Source organism: Bacillus rugosus (genome assembly GCF_023238245.1).
Lineage (GTDB): Bacteria > Bacillota > Bacilli > Bacillales > Bacillaceae > Bacillus > Bacillus rugosus.
Genome location: NZ_CP096590.1, coordinates 1,792,892 through 1,815,941, shown reverse-complemented (window position 1 = coordinate 1,815,941; position 23,050 = coordinate 1,792,892). Strand labels below are relative to the sequence as shown.

The window sequence follows — 23,050 nt, the reverse complement described above, 5'->3', positions numbered from 1 at the left end:
CGCGCTGCCTCCATTTCACCTGCAAATTTTTATGTAGACTCTTAGTTAATTTCCATACAAACCTTTGATTCTCGTTTTGACTTCGTCTTGATGAAATGTTTTCTCATGCATCATCAATTCCTGTTCTATGACGTGCGGCAGCTGCTCACGAAGCGGGGCCACCAAATGATTTTTTAATGTAATCAATGAGTTTCTCGGCTTTTCCGCCAGTTCATGCGCCAGCTCCACTGCATAATCCACTACTTCCGCACGGGGCAGCACTTTAAAAGGAATCCCTCTTTTTTCAAGATCTGCTCCGCGATAGCTGCCCGCATTCATTAATATTTCCTGGGCCAGGCTGAATCCCAGTTTTTTAGGAACGATAAAGGTAGCGCCCATTCCAGGCGTAAATCCGTATTTCATAAAATTAGCTGTATACACACTCTCTCTGCTCAGAATGACAATGTCAGCAAAGAGCCCCATGACAAAGCCGCCTCCAATTCCGTGGCCCTGCATAGCCGCAATAACCGGAATCTCGCAATCCAGCGCCAGAGAATAAAGATTGTCATCCGTGAACTTGGTCAATCCCTGCTGAATTCGAAGCAGTCCTTCTTGCGTTCCCCCTGAAGCAAAATAATTATCATACCCTGTCAAAATGACCGCTTTATAATTGGTTTTCTGCCGAATAAATTCAAACGCTTGAATTAAACCATCTGTCAGTTCTTGTGAAAACGCGTTTTTATGAGTGCGGTCATGCATCTTTACCTGAATAATGGCGGGCTCAATTTCGATGAGCTCTACAACAGAATGCGTCATGATGTCCTCCTAACGGTTCTGATTGACATCTTTTCAAATTACTGATTCTCCCATGGGAATTGCCCTGTTTCAACATACCTGATGATTCCCATTTGGTTTTGAGGATCTGAAAACATGTCTTGGTTTGCAGTCAAGGCGATGGATTTCGAACGGCTGACTTGATGATCAAGCGAGCTCATAAACTGTTTATAACGCGCGATTCCCTTTTTATTCAGCCTGCGCAAACGCAATAAATGCTTTCTCAGCAGCACCTCACTTTGAGCCTCAAAGGCATCTATTAACCCCCATTCACTGGCTTCCTGAACGGAAATCGGCTTTGTCATAAGTGTCATATAGTGTGCTTTCTGCCAGCCGATCCGGCGGACCAGAAACGGTAAAACACAAGCCGGATACAGACCGAATAGCAGCTCAGAGAGACTGAATGAAGCCGTTTCATCAGCAATGGCAATATCTGTGGCCGAAACGAATCCAAGGCCGCCGGCATTCACTTTTCCCCTGACATGCGAAATTGTGACATAAGGACCGGTCTGTAACTTTAGCCACAAATCATAGAGAGGCTCCTGGGAGCTTGCCTGTTTTCTGCCGCTTTTCATTTCCTGATAGATTTCATTAAAATCCGCACCGAAGCAAAATACCTCGGGAAGCCCTTCTAAAACGACAACCGTAACCGATGATGTCTCACATTGGTTTAACACTTGCAAACATTCTTCTATGAGTGTGTCATTAATCGTATTATTCGCTTCAGGGCGGTGAAATGTGATATAGCAAACCGACTCTTGAAAGCGGACCTTTATCGTTTGATAGGTCACGAGATCCACCTGTACTTCCGATGGAACTCAGAAATTTCTTCTAAAAACAAGCGCGGCTTCTCTTGAGTAAACTGCACGATGTCCGGTATCATCTCAAAATCTAGCTTTACATTCCGCGTCCCGAACCGCACCATCCCGTTTCCCTTAAACAGCAGCTCATACTCTTCCATGGAGAGCCGATACCTACGATCTAAATGCTTCTCAATGCCAAATGAACGCTGGCGTTCCTGACCTTCCGGAGTTGTAATTCCGCTGTAAAATTCAGAACAGCAGCCTGATCCGTAGGAAAAACAGCCGATTCGTTTAGGCGAATCAAACCGCCCTTGGTCTATCGTGCTGGCCAATGCCAGAAACAAGGCAGCTCCCATAATATTTCCAACTCGTTGACAGTAGTTTAAACCTGGCTTTACCCGATTTAAAAAATCCGTTTCAATCTCAGCAGTTTTCACCTTCGCCACCTTACGCATCATTGTTCGGTGTGCGCCTTTCACCATCCCCCCAAAAGGCGTATGGTAAGCAAGGTATTGAAACGTGTCCTGATAACTGGCACCGGGTACACGTTTTTGGTATTCCAGAAAGGTTTGTTCGCAGCAATCCAGATAGGACATTAAAGACAGGTCAGAATCTCCCGCTTCACTGTCGGGAATGGGACGGCAGGTATCCATCACTTCATAGCCGTAATAGCCATTTGCTCCGGGATCTATTTGAAACACCTCGGGATTTTCGCCTACTAAAATAGCCACCGCCCCAGCTCCAGCGCTCGGTTCGGCATAAGACCAGTCTTCACTTAAAGCGTCTCCGCCCTCAGCGATTAAAAAACGTGAAATATCACTGGCGATAACCAGTGCTTTGGCACCCGGAGAGGTCTGGGATAATATAAAATTCACTGCCATCTGAAATCCTGCCGTTCCTGAATAACATGCCTGCTTAATCTCAAACAAACGGCAGTTGCGGTTAAGCCCTAAATATTCATGGATATATGTACTTAACGATTTCCCAAAGTCAATCCCGGATTCAGAGCAAGTGATCAGTAATTCAATCCGGTCCTTTTCTGCTTCGGATAAAGCATCAATAATCGGCTTAGCAGCATTGACTCCAAAGGTCACCGGATCTTCATAAGGCAGTGCAACAGCTTTTTCTTTCATTAATAAGTTTTCAAATCTAGCAGTATCTAAGTGTCTATATTTGGCCAGTTCCATGACATCAAGGTATGCCGTTCCGCCAAAGACATTCATCGCTTCTATTCCGGCTGAAACCATTTATGATTCGCCTCCACATTTCTCAATGTTTTGTATACAAACCGCGGTGTTCATTCCGCCAAACCCCATACTTAAGCTCAGCGCATTTTTGATGCGGTATGAAATCGATTTCTTATTTACCCAAGGAAAGGAATCATCGATTGGATGATCCAAGTTCCGGCTCGGGTGAAGGGCAGATTCTCGCATTTGCAGCAGAACAGAAACAATCTCTACGATTCCCGCCGCGCTAAGGCCATGCCCGGTTATCGATTTTGTTGAGTTAATATAAGCATGGGATAGCCGGCATGCATGCAGCGCCTTTAATTCAATTTCATCACCAATAAAAGAACCTGTGCCATGGGGATTAATATAATCAATCTCTTCTGGTGAAAGGCCGGCACGCTCCAGCGTCTCCTGGATGACATGAATCTCACCTTCTAAAGAAGGATCGGGATTACGGTTCCCGTCTAGTTTGATTGACCATCCGGACAATGCTGCATAAGGTTTGACACGTCGGTGTACGGCCGTCTCTTTTCGTTCGATCACCAATGCGCCGCATGATTCTCCATAAATAAACCCGTCTCTGCTCTGATCGAAGGGACGGCACGCTTTTTCAGGCTCATCAGCATATTTGTCCGTTCCCATAGCGCCTAAAGCCCTTAGCGCCTCGCATTCCATATAAGAAAGATCCATTAGAGCACCGAGTGCTATGCAAATATCAACCTCGCCAGACAGGACTTGCTGAATCGCATGAATCACCGCTAACTGGCCGCTGGCGGAGGCTCCTCCCGCCGTATAAGCTAGGCCCGTGATGCCAAACTGATCTGTGCAAAGCCCGCAAAGGTCGCTATCCATAAAAGACAGGCCATACGCCGGCGAAATAAAGCCAGAGCGATCTTGATAACTTTCATAAAGCTGTAAGGTTTCTCTCTGCTGAAAATTTGATCCACCGACTACCAGTCCAATACGTGCGGAATCGGTATCGTCTAATTGAGCCTCCTCCCAAGCTTCTGAGAGAGTTACCAATGCAGCACGGCTGGAAAATGACGCTTTTCGCAACAATTTTTTAGAGAGGCGGTCGGGATAAGACAATGACGCAATTTCTGCTCCGATAAACCGGCTGTCTTTTTGTCTGCCCGGACGCTTCATGACATCAAAGGCATGCCTGCCGGAAAGCAGCGAAGAAACAAAGGCCTCTTTCCCTTGACCGATGGCTGCCGTGACGCCTACACCGGTCACCACCACCTCAGACAGATTGCACTTTGTCATAAAGCACCTCAGCTAATTCGCCGATGTTTTTCACCCCGGACAGCTCAATACGGGGAATTTTTAATGATAAATCCTCAAGCACCATTGTGATAATTTCTGCTCTGTCCACAGAGTCAGCTCCTAACTCGACTAACTGATCTTGAGGCTCAAAACTGTGTCCATCTAATTCAGGAAGTACCTCGCAAATATTGGTGACTAACACTTCAAAGATTCTCTGTTTATCCATAACGCGCTCTCTCCTTCAAGGGATCATTTTATAGGTATATTTTCACAATATTCTAACTATTGCTCTTCTGCTATCTGATTAATACGAAGGTTGATACATTGATTGCATCCGTTCATGAAGCAATGCTGCCGTTTCTGTCATTAATGTTCTTCCGATCTCATCCACATGGCGATTGCGCCAGTTTTCTAATTCCGATCCTTTGACCCATTGATTAAAAGCTCCTAAAGCTGGACCGCAGTGAATTTGATAATCGACCTTCGAATGTTCGTCTCCGCTTATTGCCAAGTTGGAGGTGTATCTGAAGTACCACCTGAAAATCAAAGCCATTTTATGCTTCGGATTTCGTTCGGCCTTCTCAATTTCTGCCGCGGGATAATGCCATGTAATATCTTTATATATGTCTTCTATACTGCGTTTGAAGTATTTCTCCTCAAGCTGGGTCAACATCTTTGCATCCAGCTCACGTATTGACCTATATCGCTGGTACAGTTCGTATAACTTGCTTGCCCGCGCTGGAAAGAATACGCCTTTCTTCAGCACTTGCACTTTGCTGCCCGCTTCAAACATATCACCCGCAGGCGCATAGGCTGTATCTTGTACATTCATCTGCTGAAGCAAATCCTTTACTTTATCACTTGTCGCCGCCTCAACCGTACATTGATTGATTGAGCCTGTCACAATAAAATCCGCACCAAGCATAAAAGCTGCCACTGCTGCATCAGGCGTTCCAATTCCTCCAGCTGCCCCAACTCTTATTTTTTTCGGATATTGATATTTTTTCATCATTTCATCTCTTAATGATGTCATTGCAGGCATCAGGCTGTATGCCACACCGCCATCTGTATGACCGCCCGAATCAGCTTCAACACAAATATCGTCAGCCACCGGAACGGACCGCAATAATTCAGCTTCACTCACTGTGATTTTATTTTCTCCTAAAAGCTTTTGCAGCATATTCTCAGGCGCAGGACTCAGAAATGATTCTGCAACTTCCGGCCGTGATAGTTTCGCAATGATACGATTTAAGCATATAATTTCACCATTGGGGTTTCGTTTCACTCCTTTTGCGCGATACCTTACCAATGCCGGAGTGACACTTAAAAACGCTGAAGCTTCCACATTTCTCACTTGATGCTTTAATAAAAGATCAATCATTTTTTCTTCTGATTCAGTATGTTTCATATTGTGGACGAGATTGATGCCATAGGCTTGTCCTTCCCCTAACTCTCCTTGAATGGTGAGGATCGCATCTTCAACCTCATTCAGACTCAGGCCGCCTGTGCCAAAGAACCCCATCATACCCGCTCTGGACAGCTTTACTACCATTTCTTTCGAAGCAATGCCGCGGTACATTCCTCCTGCAAGATAAGCATATGTAAGATGATAATCCCGTTTAAACTCAGCACTTCCTAAAGACTCTGCCGTAATCCCAGCTTGAACATTAGGCCGATGGACTGCAGATTCGGAATGACTTGAAGCAAGTTTCTTTTCGGGTGCATGTGTTAAGGGTTCTGCTTCATTTTTAATCCGATGGATGAGGCCGGTTAGAACAGTTCCAGGCCCGATCTCTTCAAACTCCATTTCTCCTCTTCCCATCAGAAAACGTATGCTGTCCGTCCATTTCACTGTACTGTCCATTTGTTCAGATAATGTCTCTTTTAATCTGTCCTGATGATACGGTTCTGCATAGACATTCGAGATAACCGGGATAGTCAAAGGCGAAAAATGGAATGAATCAATAAATTGCTTAAATTCCTGTTTTGCTTGTTTCATATATCTGGAATGAAAAGCTCCGCTTACGTTTAAAGGATGAAACAGCTTTACATCCTTGGTGTTTTCAAAAACCGTTCGGGCTTTTTCGATCTCTTTTTTCGGGCCGGAAATCACAATTTGCCGGGGCGTATTTTCATTTGCCACATCAATGTCATGGAGATGGTGCTCTTCTAAAACGGCCGTAGCTTCTTCCTTATTCAAGCCAATCACAGCAGCCATTCCGCCTCCTGTAATTCGTCCCATCAGTTCGCCTCTTTTTTTGACGAGTCTTAATCCGGTTCCAAAATCAAATGCACCCGCTGCAAACAGCGCATTGTATTCTCCTAAGCTATGACCGGCCGCAAAATCGGGTTTTCTGCCTGTCTCTTCCACTCTTTTCAAATAATTGAGTGCATTGACGACGTACAAAGCCGGCTGCGTGTACTGAGTATGGTTTAAATCCAAATAAGATTTTTCGATACAGAGCTTTTCTATTGAATAGCCCAATATTTGATCTGCTTGGTCAGTCAAATACTGATATTCTTCAAATAGCCCTTGACCCATCCCCTTTTGCTGGGAGCCTTGCCCTGGAAAAACATATGTAATCATCCTGTAAACTTCCTTTCTGGTTTACGGAAACACTCAACCGTATTCAGATTTTTCAGCTCCTGATGAAATGGTGTCATGATCGAGCAGCAGCGGTTAGCTGAATCTCCCGAGACCAACTGTTTCGCAAAAGCAGCTAAGGTGCCGGACGGACCTAAATCTATAAACCGGCATGTATGCTGGCTTTCCAAATATCGAATTGCATCGCGAAATCTCATTGGCTTTCTGACCGCATCCCAAAGGAAATGCTTGTCCATTTCGTGAAGGCAGCCTCCCGTTAAACTCGATACAACCGGTATTGACGGGTTTTTAAAAGAAATTGATCTTAAAAATTCTGCATACTCACTTTCTGCTGGATCAATAAGCGAAGAATGAAAGGCATAGGACACAGGCAGCAGTTGGCAAAGAATCTGTTTCTCTTTTAGAGCCTCCATGATCTGCTTTATGTTTTCTTCTTCACCAGAAATGACGAAGTGCGAATCATAATTGATAGAAATGAGTTCACTATTTCCAAACAGCTGCGGATAATCATTCAGTAATTGCGGTTTATCAAGAATGGCAAGCATTTTCCCTTTACCGCAAGATTTTTGGATGATTATAGCCTGTTCAAGTATACAATCCAGTATATTCTCTGCGTCTGATACACTTGAAACAGCGGCCGATGTGAATTCTCCCAGACTTGATCCCAATACATAATCAGGATAGATTCCCCTATCTTCCAACACTTTGTATAAGGAATACTCAACCATAAAAATGGCAGGGTGGGAAAAAAGAATGCTGTCGAACGGATCCGACACACGTTTAGCAGGATGATAAATTTCTTCAACAATGGATGTACCAATTCGCCGCGCTGCAATTGCATCCATTTCCAGCATCGATTGGCGAAACACAATACTTTCCTTAAATAATTCCTTCCCCATATGATAGTACTGGGAACCTTGTCCGGAAAACATAAAAACGAGCGGTTCATTCATATGCATAACCTACTTTTTTTATATTTATGACGGCTATTTTGATTGTTCATCTCAATATATGCTGTAAAAGATACACAGCAGCGAGTGAAATCAATTTATTTAATGAAAAGACATAATGCAAATAGAAATAAGAAGAATCAACTTTAGGAGGATTGCTTTTGATGCTCTGGATGCGGCTCTTTTATGAAGTGGATCGTAGATGTATGTTGATTTCTCAAAATTAATATAACTTGATGACAGGATCAGCAAAGAACATCGACTCTATGATTGCTTGGTGCGGTTAAATTGAGGCTATCTAGATGTGAGAGTGATGGTATGGCATACCGGCTGAAATAGTCCTAATGTCTAATAAGGTGCAAACATGTTTTACAGCCTCTTTATGTAACAGTATATAAAGTTATTCATTTAGAAACAGTGTCATTCGAACGATTGCATCTCTAAAGCTTAATACCTTAAATGTAAGGAAATCTGATCTTATCCCTGCTTTATGCGGTGCATGGCCATAGGAACAACCATTTTTAACGGGGCGTTGGTTCCGCATCTTTCTTTATGCGATGAATTAACCCTGTTAAAACATTTCCAGGTCCTATTTCCTCAAACTCCATTTGGCCTTTTTTCAGTAAGTAGCTTATGCTATCAGTCCATTTCACTGAATGATTGATTTGATCTGCCAGCGTCTGCTTTATGTATTCGTATGTATACGGTTTGGCATACACATTAGAAATAACCGGGATAGACGGAGGCGAAAAATGAAAGGTATGAAGGAACTGCTCGAATTCTTCTTTTGCTTTATTCATGTATCTGGAATGAAACGCGCCGCTTACGTTTAAGGGGAGTACCATTGTAACTTCAGTCATCGTTTCAAAAAGAGATGCGGCTTTTTCAATCTCATCTTTTTTTCCTGAAATCACAATTTGATATGGGGCGTTCACATTAGCGATATCAACAGCGTGTAAATGGTATTCTTTCAGAGCCTTTGCAACCTGCTCTTCATTTAATCCCATAATAGCGGCCATACCGCCATTGCTCACCATACTCATCAGCTCGCCTCTTTTTCTGACAAGTTTTAAACCTGTCTCAAAATTAAAGGCTCCAGCTGCAAATAACGCATTGTATTCACCCAAGCTGTGCCCGGCGACAAAGTCAGGCTTAGCTTCTGCTTCCCTGATTTTTTTCAGATAGCTTAATGCGTTTACCACATATAACGCCGGCTGGGTAAATTGCGTTTTGTTTAAATTGGAATACGGATTTTCCAGGCAAAGACGTTTGATTGAATATCCTAAGATCTCATCTGCCTGATCCGTCAGTTCTTTAAATTCATCGAATAGATCGCTTCCCATTCCCTGTTTCTGCGAACCCTGACCCGGAAAAACATATGTGATCATTCTCTCAAACCCACCTTTCGGATTAGTAGATGTGTTTTACTTCTGTATGATTTTATAAAAAATAGTGATGACCGGATAAATAGTAGCATGTTCATGTTGATGGTAACCTCTGTAAATATTATCCGTCAAGTTAATTTTTCCTACAGTTCACTCGATTGTTTTCCTGCTTTTTTCAATTGAGGCATAAAGGATCAGGGGATATAGCAGAACATAAGAAAAATGACCTGCATCACATATAGGGCGCGGATATGATCAGAATACGCTTCATCTTATCTCCTGAGCCTAGTTCGAAATAAATAAAATCGTTCTATATAACCATTTTAAAAATGACTAATCATTTAGATATTCGAAGGAAAATAGGAGAATAGATTCAGAAGGCTTATTTAAAATCAAAAATACCTTTTTGGTTTTTACGAGTGCGAAATTTCACAAAATATTCTTTCTTATCAATTTGAAAATAAATATTATACTGAAAAAGATCCTCTATCGTATGGCCGGGCGCTTTTCCAAACGAGTGACCAGGATAAACCCGTACATAGGGGGAAACCTCTGACTTAATCCTTTGAATGCTTCTGAACATCTCTTCTGCAGAACTGCCATCACCCTCACATATGCCGCACCCTTCTGTAAATACCGTATCTCCGGTAAACATACTTTCAGAAAACAAATAACACATTCCGCCGGCTGTATGCCCCGGTGTAAGGAGGCATTTTGCTCTTGTGTTTCCTATGCTGATCGTCTGATGATCATGCAGGCCAATTAAATTTCGGCAACGGAATTGATAATAATCAATTTCTTTTTTTGACATATAAACTTGGGCGTTAAACATCTTCGTCAGCGGCTCTACCAGGTTTACGTGATCATAATGAGAGTGTGTCAATGCAATTGCTGTTAATTCAACTTCCAGTTCGGAAAGTTTAGTTGTTATTTTATTCAGTTCCCATGAAGGATCAACAACTATCGCAGATCTGCTTACAATATCCTCAACGATATAGCAATAATTCGTCCAGCCCTGATACCTTGTTTTTATGGGATGTACCTTATAGGTAAGATTCATTTACACCATTCCTATCATGTAAAGTTCTTTAATGATGGGCAAACTGTTCCACCCACAGTCTGTCTTTCATTCCACTTTACCAAACAGCATCATCGTTTTCCATTTTTTTCAGAGATCCTTCTACATATAAAAAAGCTATTCTTTTGGAAGCATGTCCAACGAGAATAGCTTTTTAGCACTATATCTTAGGGATTTCTTTCTTCTGTCTCATATGTTTCTTCCACGCAAATTGATTTTACATGCTGCGTGATGACACGTTTGATCCTGTCTTTATTCACTCGCACAGGGTCAAGCATCGCATGTAAAGCCAAACCGTCAATAAGCGCGTAAAGTCTCTCAGCTTCAATGTCTTTATCAGCATTCTGCTTCAGTAAATCGAATTCTTCTAAATAGGCAATCAGATTCCGCATGCCGCTGTAAATACCGTCATGATTCGCATCAAACATACTTTTTTTATGTCTGGCGTAAACCGTAAAAGCAAACCACACCTCCATCTCTCTAATCGTTTCTTCATTCGTTGGGACAATTTCAAGCAAAATATGTAGCACTTTTTCCTTAGGAGGCAAATCCCTCATTGTAATGTCCTTAATTCGGGCCATCGCCTTTTCTTGAACGAGTTTCATTGCAAAAACAAGCAGTTCATCCTGAGTAGAAAAATAATGGCGCAGCGCACCTAATGACAATCCTGCTTCGTTTGCTATGTTTCTGGCTGAGGCTCCCTCCATCCCCCGTTCTAAAATCACACGCCACGTCGCTTCTGCAATTTGTTTTCTTCTTTTCTCATGGTCAATTTGTTTCGGCATAGCTTTATTGTAACAAGAAAAAAATAAGAGAGCAATTTTTATAGTACAGTTGTGTTGCAAAAACAAAGGTGGTAACATATAATTTAAATAATACAACTGTATTGAAAAGAGGGGGATGGATTGAACGGTATCGCATGGATGATTGTCTTCTGTGAAATTGCGTTTTGGGTTGTCATTGTTTTAGGGCTTGCTGTACGCTATCTATTCAAAAAACGTACATTAGGACTGCTATTCCTAGCATTAACCCCAGTTATCGATTTAATCTTATTAGCGGCAACTGCCGTAGACCTTTACCGCGGAGCCTCAGCGACTGCAGCCCACGGGATTGCGGCTGTTTACATCGGGATATCGATCGCCTATGGAAAACAAATGATTCAATGGGCGGATGAAAAATTTCAATATTATGTGACAAATCAAGGATCCAAACCGCTGAAGCGATATGGAATGGATCATGCCAAACACAATGCTAAAGGCTGGATAAAACACGTGCTTGCCTACCTTATCGGTGCGGGATTATTAGCAGGGATGATTTATTTCATCAATGATTCTGCCAGAACTGACGCATTAAGCGGCATTCTTAAAATGTGGACAGTCATCATAGGCATTGATTTTCTCTTTACCGCCAGCTATTTTATTTGGCCAAAAAAAGAGAAAACTTCGGCGAATCTCAGGAGTTAACATGACGAAAAAGGCCCTTCCCCCAGCGGAAAGGACCTTTTTCGGTTTTGTAAAAATATGTTATACTATTTTCGTTAGAAAACTGACTTATACAAATTTGGAGCTAATTCAAGGGTATGAGCAAGCAGATGAAGGGAGTTTCATACTTGAGCCAAAAAGAACAGAACGAGCACTCTAAAGATTTTAACCTGAAATCAAAATTAATCGGAATTGTATCTATCACTTTCATCGTTACCATTGCACTTGCAGTGATCTTCGGCGGGTATTTCTTTGGGATAAAAGGATTATTCTCCATACTAGGCGTCACATACGATTCCAATCAAACTTTAGTTTTATTTATTTTAGTCAGTTTTGCTGTTGGCTTGATCATAGACCCACTCACAAAGATTGTCTCTATGATTCTGGCAAAATCACTTTCATTGAAAAAGACTGCACTTTTTGCTTTTATACTGTACTTTGTGAGCAATTTCATAACGATCTGTTTTGCAGATTACTATATTCAGTCTATATATATTCCAGATGTCTTGCTTCTTGTGATATCAGCATTGATGGCTTTCATTGAACTTGCCTTTGATGACCAGCCAAACGGGGAAACTGCTTAAGATCGCCTGTGATGATGTAAGCGAGTTTTGCTATTATCATTCTTATCGTCTAATTTGGCCAATTAGACTACAAGAAAATGTAAATGATGAGTGGAATCATAGAAACGATAATGATAGATGATATGGCAGAAAACAAAGCACAATTCCATAACTCCTTATACGTTACCAGTTATAAAAGCGGACAAAAACAAGTATTTTCCTTTCATCGTTCAAAATAAAACTCCCTGTTTACACGAACAGGAAGCAAAATACAATGATGTAATTTAAATTCTGCATTCTGTAATTATTCTTACATTCGGATCATCAAGTTCATCCAAAACGATAACTATATTTGCACCACAAGACATGTTTCCACCCCCCTTGCCCCAAATATATATCAATTGCAATTATTTGTAAATAAAAGTTTATTATAAACTGTTACTTCAAACAAGTAAAAAAAGCATTGATCCATTCAAAGAATGTCTCAATGCCTAAATTCCCCATGACAAACCCCTCTACATCACGCGTTTGAACATCTTTTCCATCTCATACGTGGAATGGTGAATGATGATCGGACGGCCGTGCGGGCATGTAAATGGGTCTGATGTGCTTCGGAGGTCGTCCAGAAGCGCTTTGATCTCGTCATTTCTGAGGTGGCGGTTTGCTTTGATGGAGCCCTTGCAGCTCATCATAATCGCCGCTTCCTCACGCAGTTTTTTAATATCAATATTTTTGGAGTCGAGCACCTGCTGAATGATTTCTTCTATCAGCTCGGCTTCTTCTCCTTTCGGAAACCAGGCCGGGTGGCAGCGGACGATGTAGCTGTTTGAGCCGAATGACTCTAAAAAGACACCAACGCTTTCGAGTTCTTGTTTGTGCTGTTCAATAATCAATGCCTCGTTCGTGGAGTAGTGGAACGTCAGCGGCACGATCATATCCTGCACCTCAGGCTCAACCTCCCCGACCTTTTCACGGAAATATTCGTACTTAATACGTTCTTGGGCGGCGTGCTGGTCGATAATATACAGGCCGTTTTCGTTTTGTGCCAATATATAAGTTCCATGCATTTGGCCGATCGGGTACATAATCGGAACCCGCTCAGACGTTGGCTGCGGCTGTTCCTCATGGTATTCTTCCTGCTCAAATGTTGCAGGCTGTTCTTCAGAAACATCAGGCACCTTAATGCTTTGTTCCTGGTCAACGATAGGAGGCGTATCAAATTGGAGAGGAGGCAATTCTTCCTCCGCATCAACTGATTCTTTTACGACTGAGCTGAGTTTCATTGGTGAATAAGATGGCGCAGGCGCTTTTTCCGGAACTTTTCTTTCCGCAGGCTTTTCATCAAAGGTTATGAACTGCTGCTCATTTTTGATAACAGGCGCCGATTTTTTCGGAAGCTGGGCACTCGGGATCAGCTGCTGCTGTTTAAATACATCTTTAATTCCGTCACGAATTAAGTCATGAAGCTCTGTTTCCTTGCTGAGACGGACCTCAAGCTTCGATGGGTGTACGTTGACATCGACCAAAATCGGGTCCATCGTAATTTGTATAAAGGTAATTGGATGGCGTCCAATCGGCAGAAGCGTATGGTATCCTTCATGCACCGCTTTGACGAGCGGGAAATTCTTAATATAACGGCCATTGATCACAGACGACATATAGTTTCTCGACGCCCGTGTAATCTCTGGGAGGGCGATATATCCCTTAACTTCAAAATCCAATGAGCTCACATGCAGCGGAAGCATTTTTTTGGCGACAGCCGTGCCGTAAATCGCTGCCAGGACATGGCGCACATCTCCGTTTCCGTTCGTTTGAAGCAGGTTTTTCCCATGATGGCGCAGGCGGATCGATACCTCCGGATGGGCCAGAGCAATACGGTTGACCACATCTGTAATGTTCCCAAGCTCTGTATGAACGGTTTTCATATATTTCAAGCGGGCCGGTGTGTTAAAAAACAGATTGGAAACGACAATTTCGGTTCCCTTCCTGCTTGAGGAGCGCGATTCGGAAATCATATTTCCTCCTTGGAGTACAAGCTTCGTCCCTGCTCCTTCACCGGTGCTTGTCGTAATCTCCAGATGAGAGACTGACGCGATACTCGGCAGTGCTTCTCCCCTAAAACCAAGCGTTCTCACCCTGAATAAATCATTTTCATCTTTTATTTTACTCGTTGCGTGGCGGCGGAAAGCACGCTTGCAATCTTCATTTTCCATTCCTTCGCCGTTATCCAATACCCGAATGGATGCAAGACCCGCTTCCTCAATATCGATTTCAATGACTGTGCTGCCAGCGTCAATCGCATTTTCTACCAATTCTTTGACCACTGAGGCGGGGCGCTCGACAACCTCGCCCGCCGCTATTTTATTTGAAAGCTCATCTGACAGCTGGATGACTTTTGCCACATTCATCACCCCGTTTTAATGTAATTTCTTTTGCAGCTTGTACACTTCATTCATCGCTTCAAGCGGTGTCATATCCAATATATTAAGTGATTTGAAGGCATCGAGCACTTGCTTTTCTTTTTTTGAAAGCTTCGGCGCTTCTGCCGGCTTTTCCGCCTCATCAAAAAAGGATAACTGTGCCGGCTCTTCTTTGACCTGGGATTTTTGCACCGGCACTTCCGGTTTGTTCCCTGAATGCTCAAGCTCTTTTAAGATATCTTGAGCGCGCGAAATAAGATCTTCCGGCAGCTCGGCAAGCTGGGCTACATGGATACCGTAGCTTTTGTCAGCGGCCCCTTCTTTAATTTGATGAAGAAATACAACCGTTCCATTATATTCTTCAGCGCGAACATGAACATTTTTCAGCTGAGGCAGCTTGTCCTCAAGAACAGTCAGCTCGTGATAGTGTGTGCTGAACAGCGTTTTGGCGCCGATATGATCGTGAACATATTCGATAATCGCCTGTGCCAAAGCCATGCCATCATAAGTGGACGTTCCCCGTCCGATTTCGTCAAAGAGTATAAGACTGTTTTTCGTCGCATTGACAATCGCATTTTTAGCTTCAAGCATTTCCACCATAAATGTACTTTGTCCGGAAATCAAATCATCTGCAGCACCGATTCGCGTGAAAATTTGATCAAAAATCGGAAGCACCGCTTTCTTCGCAGGTACAAAGCAGCCGATTTGCGCCATAATGGAAATGAGCGCGATTTGTCTCATATACGTGCTTTTCCCTGACATGTTTGGGCCGGTAATAAGAAGCATTTGTCTGTTATCGCCCATCATACAATTGTTCGGGACATATTCCTGACTGTCCATGACTTTTTCAACGACCGGGTGTCTGCCTTCTACAACTTCAACTTCATCTTTAGAGAACTCCGGTTTCGTATAATGACGATTCTCACTGATTGTCGCAAAGCATTGCAGCGCGTCAAGCTCACTCATCTGTTTGGCAAGCTGCTGCAGCCGCGGAATATACATTTTCACTTTCTCACGCAGCTCGGTGAACAGCTCGTACTCCAGCTCGCAGATGTTATTTTCCGCTTCTAAAATGAGCGCTTCTTTTTCTTTTAATTCAGGTGTAATGTAGCGCTCTGCATTTGTTAACGTCTGCTTCCGCTCATAGCGCCCTTCCTCAAGCAGATGCAAGTTCGCTTTTGTCACTTCAATATAATAACCAAAAACTTTATTGAAGCCGACCTTTAAAGAGCGAATACCCGTGTATTCCCGCTCCTGCTGTTCCAGGCGGGCAATCCAGTCTTTTCCGTTTCTGCTTGCATCACGGTATTCATCAAGCTTTTGATTGTATCCGTCTTTAATCAGGTTCCCTTCTTTTAACGATAGAGGAGGGTTTGCGTACAGCGCTTCTTCCAGCAATTCAAGCACATCGCCGCAAGGATCAATCCGTTCCGCACGTTCCTTGGCCTTGTCATGAGCCAGTGAAGCAATCAGCTGTTTAATGCCAGGCACTTGCTTTAACGATTCCTTCAGCTGAATTAAATCCCGTGCATTGACATTTCCAAATGCGACGCGGCCTGCAAGGCGTTCTAAGTCATATACTTCTTTTAACCGTTCACGCAGGTCTTCCCGCTCGAAGAAATGGGACATCAATGTTTCCACCATTTCCTGACGCTCTTCAATTTGATTGACTCTGATGAGCGGCCGGTCAATCCACTGTTTAAGCAGCCTGCCTCCCATTGCAGTTTTTGTTTCATCCAGCAGCCACAAAAGAGAGCCTTTTTTATTTTTCGAGCGGATCGTTTCAGTCAGCTCCAGATTTCGCTTTGAGTACAAATCAATTTTCATTGCTTCCTCAAGCTCATACACCTGTACAGGCTGAAGATGATCGAGGCTGCGTTTTTGGGTTCTTTTCAGATACGTATACAAGCGCAAAAATGTTTTTGTTACATCTTCATTATTTAAGTGCTCAATGATCGTTACGTGCTCGTCTGTTTCACCATCTTCAATTGAGATCGTTGCACCGCACCGCTCTTTCAGCTGTGCGACCGTATCGGCATCCAAGCTGCCTGAAACGACGATTTCCCGTGCGCCGACTGAATAAATTTCTGAGATGACATCTTCCAGCCGTTCAATCAAGACAGCCAAATTTTCTCCCGTTGTTAAATCAGACAGCGCGAGCCCGTATCCGTTCGAACAGGCGGAAACAGACGCGATAAAGTTGTTTTCTGATTCATGGATGCCTTTGCCGTCCATTACAGTTCCGGGCGTAATAAGCTGAACCACTTCTCGTTTCACAACGCCCTTTGCGGCTTTCGGATCTTCCGTCTGTTCACAGATCGCTACTTTGTATCCTTTTTTAATCAGCTGCTCGATATACGCGGAAGCAGAATGATACGGCACACCGCACATCGGTATTTTTTCAGCCGCACCGCCGTCTCTGCTCGTTAACGTAATTTCCAGCTCTTGTGACGCTTTTTTGGCGTCGTCAAAAAACATTTCGTAAAAATCACCAAGGCGAAAAAATAAAAAGGCATCCTGGTGCTCTGCCTTTATTTTTAAATATTGCTGTATCATAGGCGTATAACCGGCCATTGTTTAATCCCTCACTATGTATCAACGTTTCTATTTTCCAACCTTCATTATAACACAAACAAAAAGTGATAAAAGAATGATATATCAATATAAAAAAGAGACTTGGGGGTGCTGTCTCCCCTAGTCCCTTTTTTATTCTTCAGGATCTCCCACTAAAAATTCCGGGTTGATGTCTTCCAGCTCTTCATCAAGCTCATCTTCCCAATCTTCTTCGTCTTCCTCTTCCCAGTCAGGATTGACCTCAACAACTACCTTTGTTTCTCCTACCACTTCCGCCAAAAACTCCCTTTCTGCCTGCACAACAATTTTGTTTCCATTCGGTGAAATGGTCACTTCAAGACAGTTAGGCTGCTGAAGGACTTTCGCAATCACTTCATGCTCATCATCTAAGTAATTGTTGTCTCTGTATCTGAGTTTAATGACATCTACGTATTTCACCCGTTCTGTGACAACCTCTGTTTTTGTGTTGTCCGCGTAAGAGTACCATACGTTTATATCATAATACCCTTCAATTTCTACTGTTTTCCCGATTTTTTCAGCGTCATACTTGTGGTTAATGATCCAACCGCCCAAAATGCTGCTCGGTTTTTTCTCAGGGGAGATGGTATTGGTGCACTGAGTGAATTTTCTGCCTTTCGCTACTACCGCCTTCGTAATAATTTCCCTGTATTCAGACATTCCGGCATGCCTCCTTGTTCTTCTTCGTGTTATCTTATGCTGGGCATTTGTCTAGTGTGCATTTTTATAAATAAAATATAAAAATACAAAGTTTCTGTTCCATTGTATGCAGGCGTGCCTAGAAACTTTACTTTTAAGTGCGATAAAGTTTACTTGCGGCTAAGCAAATAAAAACGAGTTGAACATTTGGTACATAGATTATTTAGTTCATTTTTAGCCGCATATAAATAAAAAAACACGGGCCTATAAAAGGCACCGTGTTTAGAGAGAACAGCTGTTATTTGAATGCTTCACCTTCGAACCGGTTTCCCCTTTTAGCAGGTCGCCCCCGGTTGACGTGATAATTTCATTTGTGACTTGGTTGGAAATGGTGTGTGCAACGAGCTGCAGAAGGTCATTTACCTCCGTCTGCGAGTCTCTGAATTCCTGGATGACAGGAATCTCTTCAAGCTCCTCTTGCAGCGCGTCAATTTTTGCTTCTACTTGTTTGAGCGCTTCATGCTTTTCATAATGCTTCAGATTGACAGCTTGCTTTTGCAGGGCTTTAATCTGATTAACAATTGTAGACACTTTGTCATTCTCATTGATTTGCGCTTCAGCCCGTTTGAAAAAATCAACCTCTTCTGTTTCAGAGATCATTTTTGCAAGGTTTCGTGCCTGCTGCACAATGTCTTTTTTTGAGTAGAGCGTCATCTTATTTCACCTCGATTGCTTCTCCTGCCATTTCTCCGTCAAGCGACCATGTTTTCGCTTGCTGGATTTTCACGCGGACGATTTTGCCGATGGCTTCCTTCGGCCCTTTGAAATTGACAAGCTTGCTTTTTTCAGTGTAGCCGGCAAGAATATCGGGATTATTTTTGCTTTCACCTTCAACTAATACTTCGACAACCTTGCCTTCGTATTCCTTCATTTTTTTAGCAGAAATTTCATTTACCAGTGCGTTTAGACGCTGCAGACGTTCTTTTTTCACACGCATTGGTACATTATCTTTCATTTTGGCAGCCGGAGTGCCTTCACGCGGAGAGTAAATGAACGTATAGGCGCTGTCAAACTCCACTTCACGGTATAGAGAAAGGGTTTCTTCAAACTGTTCGTCCGTTTCGTTCGGGAATCCGACGATAATGTCAGTTGTCAAAGATGCGTTCGGCATTGCTGCTTTAATTTTCCGAACCAGCTCCATGTAACGCTCTCTATCATATTTACGGGCCATCAGCTTCAGAACCTCTGAGCTTCCTGACTGAACCGGAAGATGAATGTGATCAAGCAAATTTCCGCCTTTTGCGAGCACTTCGATGAGGCGGTCGTCAAAGTCACGCGGGTGACTCGTTGTAAAACGGATTCTCGGAATATCGATTTTTCTCAGTTCATCCATCAAATCACCGAGGCCGTACGTCATATCTTCAAAGTCTTTTCCGTACGCGTTTACGTTTTGGCCTAATAGTGTAATTTCTTTATAGCCTTCACTTGCGAGCCTTCTTACTTCCTGAATGATCTCTTCAGGGCGGCGGCTTCTTTCTTTTCCGCGTGTGTAAGGCACAATGCAATACGTACAGAATTTGTCACAGCCGTACATGATATTGACCCAGCCCTTTATTTTTCCGTTCCGGACTTTTGGAAGGTTTTCAATAACGTCACCTTCCTTGGACCAAACTTCTATGACCATTTCTTTTGAAAGGTATGCTTCTGACAAAAGCTCTGGCAGGCGATGGATGTTATGCGTTCCGAAAATCAGATCGACAAACGGATGTTTTTTCAAGATCCGGTTCACGACTGATTCCTCCTGGGACATACATCCGCACACGCCTAAAATCAGATCAGGATTGTTTTTTTTCAGCGCTTTTAAGTGCCCCAGCTCACCAAACACCTTGTTCTCGGCATTTTCACGGATGGCACATGTGTTTAACAAAATGACATTGGCATCGTCAACAGAGTTTGTCGCTTCGTAACCAAGAGCCATAAAAATCCCTGCCATAACCTCTGTATCATGTTCATTCATTTGGCAGCCGTACGTACGGATATAAAACTTTCTTCCGTCTCCCAATCCTTTAAATTGTTCAGAAATTTTAAAGTCATTATGATAAGTAACGGCTTCCTTGCCTCGTTTTTTCGCATCTTTTAAGGAAGGCGGAATATAAACAGCTTCAAAGTACTTGCTGTAATCCTTTTCGGATTTTTTGTCCGATGGATTAACTTGTCCGCTCTCTAATTTTTGTTTTTCATTCATGTCATGATTTCTCCTTTCAAACCAAACTTCCACCCTTCAGTATAAAGGTTATTGAAGCTCTGCACAACTGGCAACCTATCATTGTACACTCATTGAGAATAATAATCAATAAGGAATCAAAAGAGGAAGAGTATCCTCTTCCTCTTACAATAGCTGGAGCTCCTTAGCCGTCTTTTCAATGACATCAAGCGCCTTATCCAGTTCTTCTTTAGTGTGCTCAGCGGTAATAATCGTGCGAATTCTCGCTTTTCCCTTTGCTACAGTCGGGAAAACGATGCTTTGGGCAAAAACGCCGCTAGAAAGGAGCTGATCAGAAAATTTCTTGGCCGCACCTTCGTCACCTATTAAAATAGGAAGAATTGGCGTCTCACTCTGCGTTAGCGTCAGACCCATTTTCACAAGCATTGATTTAAAATAGTTCGTATTCTCCCACAAGCGCTCCATATGCTCCGGCTCTTCCAGCAAGACATCAATCGCTTCCATACAAGCTGCGGTAACAGCCGGCGGATGGGACGTGCTGAATAAAAACGGACGGCCTTTATGGCGCAAATAATCGATCAGCACCTTTGAACCTGCAGCGTAGCCGCCGAGCACTCCGATTGCCTTGCTTAGTGTTCCGACCTGAATGTGGACTCTGCCGTCCAGACCGAAGTGATTCACCGTTCCCCTGCCGTTTTCACCAAGCACTCCCGATGCATGGGCGTCATCCACCATCACAAATGCGTCATATTTCTCAGCGAGCTCTACAATATCAGGCAAAGGAGCTATATTGCCATCCATGGAAAATACGCCGTCTGTCACAATCAGACGCATCCGATAATTCATTGACTTTCTCAGCACCCTCTCTAAATCACTCATATCGACGTGCTGATACACCTTTTTATCCGCCTTTGTCAGTCGGATTCCATCAATAATAGAGGCATGGTTCAATTTATCTGAGATGACAATATCCTCTTTTGAAAGAATACTTGAAAGTACACCTTGGTTTGTTGTAAAGCCTGATTGGAATACAAGTGCCGCCTCCGTTTTTTTAAAGGCTGCCAGCTTTTTCTCAAGCTCTTGATGCATTGTAAATGTACCGGCAATCGTTCTCACTGATCCGGTGCCTGCTCCAAATTGCTGAACGGCCTCCTGCGCGGCTTTGATGAGTCTTGGGTGTGAAGTAAATCCGAGGTAATTATTAGAAGAAAGCTGAATGACGTTTTTGTGATTCACTGTGACAGATGGGCCCTGCATTGATTCAAGCTGTTTTATCTCTTGCCATGTATGATTTTCTTTCATTTTATCAAGCTCTGTTTTTAAAAACTCAAATTCCTTCGTCATGTTTATCCCCCTTTTATGGTATTAAAATCACTTTACCGCACTGGCCGCTTCTCATCAGTTCGAATCCTTTCTCAAACTCCTCTAACGGAAACTGATGGGTAATAACAGGTGAAAGATCGAGCACGTTTGAGTTGAGCAATTGAGAAACCTGCCGCCATGTGGAAAACATTTTTCTTCCTGTAATTCCTTGAATCGTAAGTCCTTTAAATACTACTTTATTCGTCAAATCAATTGTTACCGGATGTTCCGGCAAGCTGAGAATATGGAACCTTCCGCCATTCGCAGCCATCGCAAGACCCTGGGCAATCGCTGAGGGATGGCCCGACATCTCACAAACGAGATCCACTCCTTCTCCATCCGTTAAAGCGCTTACAATTTTAAGCGGGTCTTCTTTTTCAATAGAAACAGTACGTGTAGCTCCCATTTGTTTGGCAAGCGCCAACCTGTATTCATTTTTATCAATTGCTATCACCTGAGAAGCACCTGCTGCTTTTGCAACCGCAACAGCCATAAGACCAATCGGTCCGCATCCGATGACTGCAGTCGTTCCTCCTGCAGGCTGGCTTTCGAGCACTGTATGAACCGCATTTCCTAAAGGCTCTTGAATGGAAGCAATCGCCGGGTCCATATCGGCGGGATTCTTCCAAACGTTATCAGCTGGAACTTTTACATACTCCGCAAAACAGCCTGCCGTGTCCACCCCGATAATAGCTGTATTGGTGCAAACATGAGATTTTCCGGTTACGCAAGGGACACATTCACCGCAGACAATATGCGTTTCCGCAGACACATAGTCCCCCACTTTTACATTGCCGGCATTCTCTCCTACAGCTTCAACAATGCCGCTGAACTCATGACCGAAAACATAGGGAGTTTTGATTCTCTGGCGTGCCCATTGATCCCAATTATAAATGTGCACATCTGTGCCGCATATGGATGCAGCTTTCACTTTTATGAGGACTTCATGTTTATCGATCTCAGGAATGGGAACTTCAGTCAGTACAGCACCGAACGTCCCGTCCTTTTTCATTAGAGCTTTCATCTTTCCACTCTGCATGTACAATCCTCCTTGAAAAATTCTTGTTATATTCGGATTGTACCATGATATGGAATAAGCGTAAATAGCACTGTCTTTCTGAGAAAGACAAAAGTATCCGTCTTGAAAAATGGGCGGAATTTTTTTCTGAAACGTTCCAAATCATTTTTGACTTTTGTATATCTGTCATTTATATGCTGAAAATACTATTGGAAGAAAATATCACAACAAATGAAAAACAACCTGTTTGCATGACGCAAACAGGTTGAGAATGCTTTATTTGTTTTTAGCGAGGCTCCACGATTAATTTAATCGCCGTTCTTTCTTCCCCATCGATCTGAATATCTGTAAAAGCCGGAATACAAATCAAATCAACGCCGCTTGGCGCCACAAATCCCCTGGCAATCGCCACGGCTTTTACAGCCTGGTTTAATGCACCCGCTCCAATCGCTTGAATCTCGGCGGCCCCTCGCTCTCTTAACACGCCAGCGAGCGCACCTGCCACTGAATTTGGACTCGATTTTGCTGAAACTTTTAAGATTTCCATTTCTGCTCCCCCTTAGTTTTACAATGGATAAGTGAGTGTTCATTAGAACAATCATTATTAGATGTTGCTATCCAA

The 23,050-nt window shown here is 43.1% G+C and carries 20 protein-coding genes and 1 pseudogene; 2 read left to right on the top strand and 19 right to left on the bottom strand.

Annotated features, from left to right (window positions below; genetic code table 11):
• Positions 1 to 45: 45 nt before the first annotated feature.
• From M0696_RS09265 to M0696_RS09215, 11 genes and pseudogenes are all read right to left on the bottom strand, one after another.
• A complete protein-coding gene (locus M0696_RS09265) occupies positions 46 to 795 on the bottom strand; it encodes a polyketide synthase (RefSeq protein WP_166852772.1) in 750 nt (249 codons plus the stop codon).
• A 38-nt stretch (positions 796 to 833) separates the two neighbouring features.
• Positions 834 to 1,613 carry an enoyl-CoA hydratase/isomerase gene (locus M0696_RS09260; protein WP_166852775.1) on the bottom strand — a complete coding sequence of 260 codons (780 nt, stop codon included), beginning with the start codon at positions 1,611 to 1,613 and terminating at the stop codon, positions 834 to 836.
• Positions 1,601 to 2,863, bottom strand: a complete 1,263-nt coding sequence (gene pksG, locus M0696_RS09255) for a polyketide biosynthesis 3-hydroxy-3-methylglutaryl-ACP synthase PksG (RefSeq protein WP_166852778.1) — start codon at positions 2,861 to 2,863, stop codon at positions 1,601 to 1,603. Before pksG ends, M0696_RS09260 begins: the two co-directional genes overlap by 13 nt.
• Positions 2,864 to 4,111, bottom strand: a complete 1,248-nt coding sequence (locus M0696_RS09250; protein WP_166852781.1) for a beta-ketoacyl synthase N-terminal-like domain-containing protein — start codon at positions 4,109 to 4,111, stop codon at positions 2,864 to 2,866. It abuts the gene before it with no gap.
• Positions 4,089 to 4,337 carry an acyl carrier protein gene (locus tag M0696_RS09245; protein ID WP_166852784.1) on the bottom strand — a complete coding sequence of 83 codons (249 nt, stop codon included), beginning with the start codon at positions 4,335 to 4,337 and terminating at the stop codon, positions 4,089 to 4,091. Before M0696_RS09245 ends, M0696_RS09250 begins: the two co-directional genes overlap by 23 nt.
• A gap of 78 nt (positions 4,338 to 4,415) precedes the next feature.
• The gene (gene fabD / locus M0696_RS09240; RefSeq protein WP_248602706.1) at positions 4,416 to 6,698 is read right to left on the bottom strand and encodes an ACP S-malonyltransferase; all 2,283 of its coding nucleotides are present in this window, start codon (positions 6,696 to 6,698) and stop codon (positions 4,416 to 4,418) included.
• A complete protein-coding gene (locus M0696_RS09235) occupies positions 6,695 to 7,669 on the bottom strand; it encodes an acyltransferase domain-containing protein (RefSeq protein WP_222142859.1) in 975 nt (324 codons plus the stop codon). The genes fabD (M0696_RS09240) and M0696_RS09235 overlap by 4 nt, the downstream gene beginning before the upstream one ends.
• A gap of 518 nt (positions 7,670 to 8,187) precedes the next feature.
• A complete protein-coding gene (fabD, locus tag M0696_RS09230; protein ID WP_222142858.1) occupies positions 8,188 to 9,054 on the bottom strand; it encodes an ACP S-malonyltransferase in 867 nt (288 codons plus the stop codon).
• Positions 9,051 to 9,322 (bottom strand): annotated as a pseudogene (locus tag M0696_RS09225) (hypothetical protein). The gene fabD (M0696_RS09230) and the pseudogene M0696_RS09225 overlap by 4 nt, the downstream one beginning before the upstream one ends.
• Before the next feature lie 111 nt (positions 9,323 to 9,433).
• Positions 9,434 to 10,111 carry an MBL fold metallo-hydrolase gene (locus tag M0696_RS09220; RefSeq protein WP_222142857.1) on the bottom strand — a complete coding sequence of 226 codons (678 nt, stop codon included), beginning with the start codon at positions 10,109 to 10,111 and terminating at the stop codon, positions 9,434 to 9,436.
• A gap of 185 nt (positions 10,112 to 10,296) precedes the next feature.
• Positions 10,297 to 10,914 (bottom strand): TetR/AcrR family transcriptional regulator, encoded by a 618-nt coding sequence (locus tag M0696_RS09215; protein WP_222142856.1) that lies wholly within the window; start codon positions 10,912 to 10,914, stop codon positions 10,297 to 10,299.
• Positions 10,915 to 11,034: 120 nt separating this feature from the next.
• Between M0696_RS09215 and M0696_RS09210 the strand changes: the two genes are divergently transcribed.
• Both M0696_RS09210 and M0696_RS09205 read left to right on the top strand, forming a co-directional pair.
• Entirely contained in the window at positions 11,035 to 11,592 is a 558-nt protein-coding gene (locus M0696_RS09210) for a hypothetical protein (protein WP_222142855.1), read from the top strand.
• 146 nt (positions 11,593 to 11,738) lie between these two features.
• On the top strand, positions 11,739 to 12,194 hold the full coding sequence (locus tag M0696_RS09205; RefSeq protein WP_222142854.1) for a regulatory YrvL family protein: 456 nt from the start codon (positions 11,739 to 11,741) through the stop codon (positions 12,192 to 12,194).
• Positions 12,195 to 12,688: 494 nt separating this feature from the next.
• Here the strand turns inward: M0696_RS09205 and mutL are convergent, their stop codons facing one another.
• The 8 genes from mutL to spoVS all read right to left on the bottom strand — a co-directional run bounded on the left by mutL (position 12,689) and on the right by spoVS (position 22,975).
• Positions 12,689 to 14,575 carry a DNA mismatch repair endonuclease MutL gene (gene mutL, locus M0696_RS09200; protein WP_248602705.1) on the bottom strand — a complete coding sequence of 629 codons (1,887 nt, stop codon included), beginning with the start codon at positions 14,573 to 14,575 and terminating at the stop codon, positions 12,689 to 12,691.
• Between the two features lie 15 nt (positions 14,576 to 14,590).
• Positions 14,591 to 17,167, bottom strand: coding sequence for a DNA mismatch repair protein MutS (gene mutS / locus M0696_RS09195; RefSeq protein WP_166852812.1), 2,577 nt, complete (start codon positions 17,165 to 17,167; stop codon positions 14,591 to 14,593).
• A gap of 132 nt (positions 17,168 to 17,299) precedes the next feature.
• Entirely contained in the window at positions 17,300 to 17,845 is a 546-nt protein-coding gene (cotE, locus tag M0696_RS09190) for an outer spore coat protein CotE (protein WP_003221022.1), read from the bottom strand.
• A 261-nt stretch (positions 17,846 to 18,106) separates the two neighbouring features.
• Positions 18,107 to 18,538, bottom strand: coding sequence for a regulatory iron-sulfur-containing complex subunit RicA (ricA, locus tag M0696_RS09185; protein ID WP_166852830.1), 432 nt, complete (start codon positions 18,536 to 18,538; stop codon positions 18,107 to 18,109).
• A gap of 1 nt (position 18,539) precedes the next feature.
• Positions 18,540 to 20,069 (bottom strand): tRNA (N6-isopentenyl adenosine(37)-C2)-methylthiotransferase MiaB, encoded by a 1,530-nt coding sequence (gene miaB / locus M0696_RS09180; RefSeq protein WP_248602704.1) that lies wholly within the window; start codon positions 20,067 to 20,069, stop codon positions 18,540 to 18,542.
• Positions 20,070 to 20,213: 144 nt separating this feature from the next.
• Entirely contained in the window at positions 20,214 to 21,392 is a 1,179-nt protein-coding gene (locus M0696_RS09175; RefSeq protein WP_222142851.1) for a glycine C-acetyltransferase, read from the bottom strand.
• Positions 21,393 to 21,405: 13 nt separating this feature from the next.
• Positions 21,406 to 22,449, bottom strand: coding sequence for an L-threonine 3-dehydrogenase (gene tdh, locus M0696_RS09170; protein ID WP_222142850.1), 1,044 nt, complete (start codon positions 22,447 to 22,449; stop codon positions 21,406 to 21,408).
• A gap of 265 nt (positions 22,450 to 22,714) precedes the next feature.
• Complete coding sequence (spoVS, locus tag M0696_RS09165; protein ID WP_003154135.1) at positions 22,715 to 22,975, bottom strand: stage V sporulation protein SpoVS; 261 nt, start codon at positions 22,973 to 22,975, stop codon at positions 22,715 to 22,717.
• Positions 22,976 to 23,050 lie beyond the last annotated feature (75 nt).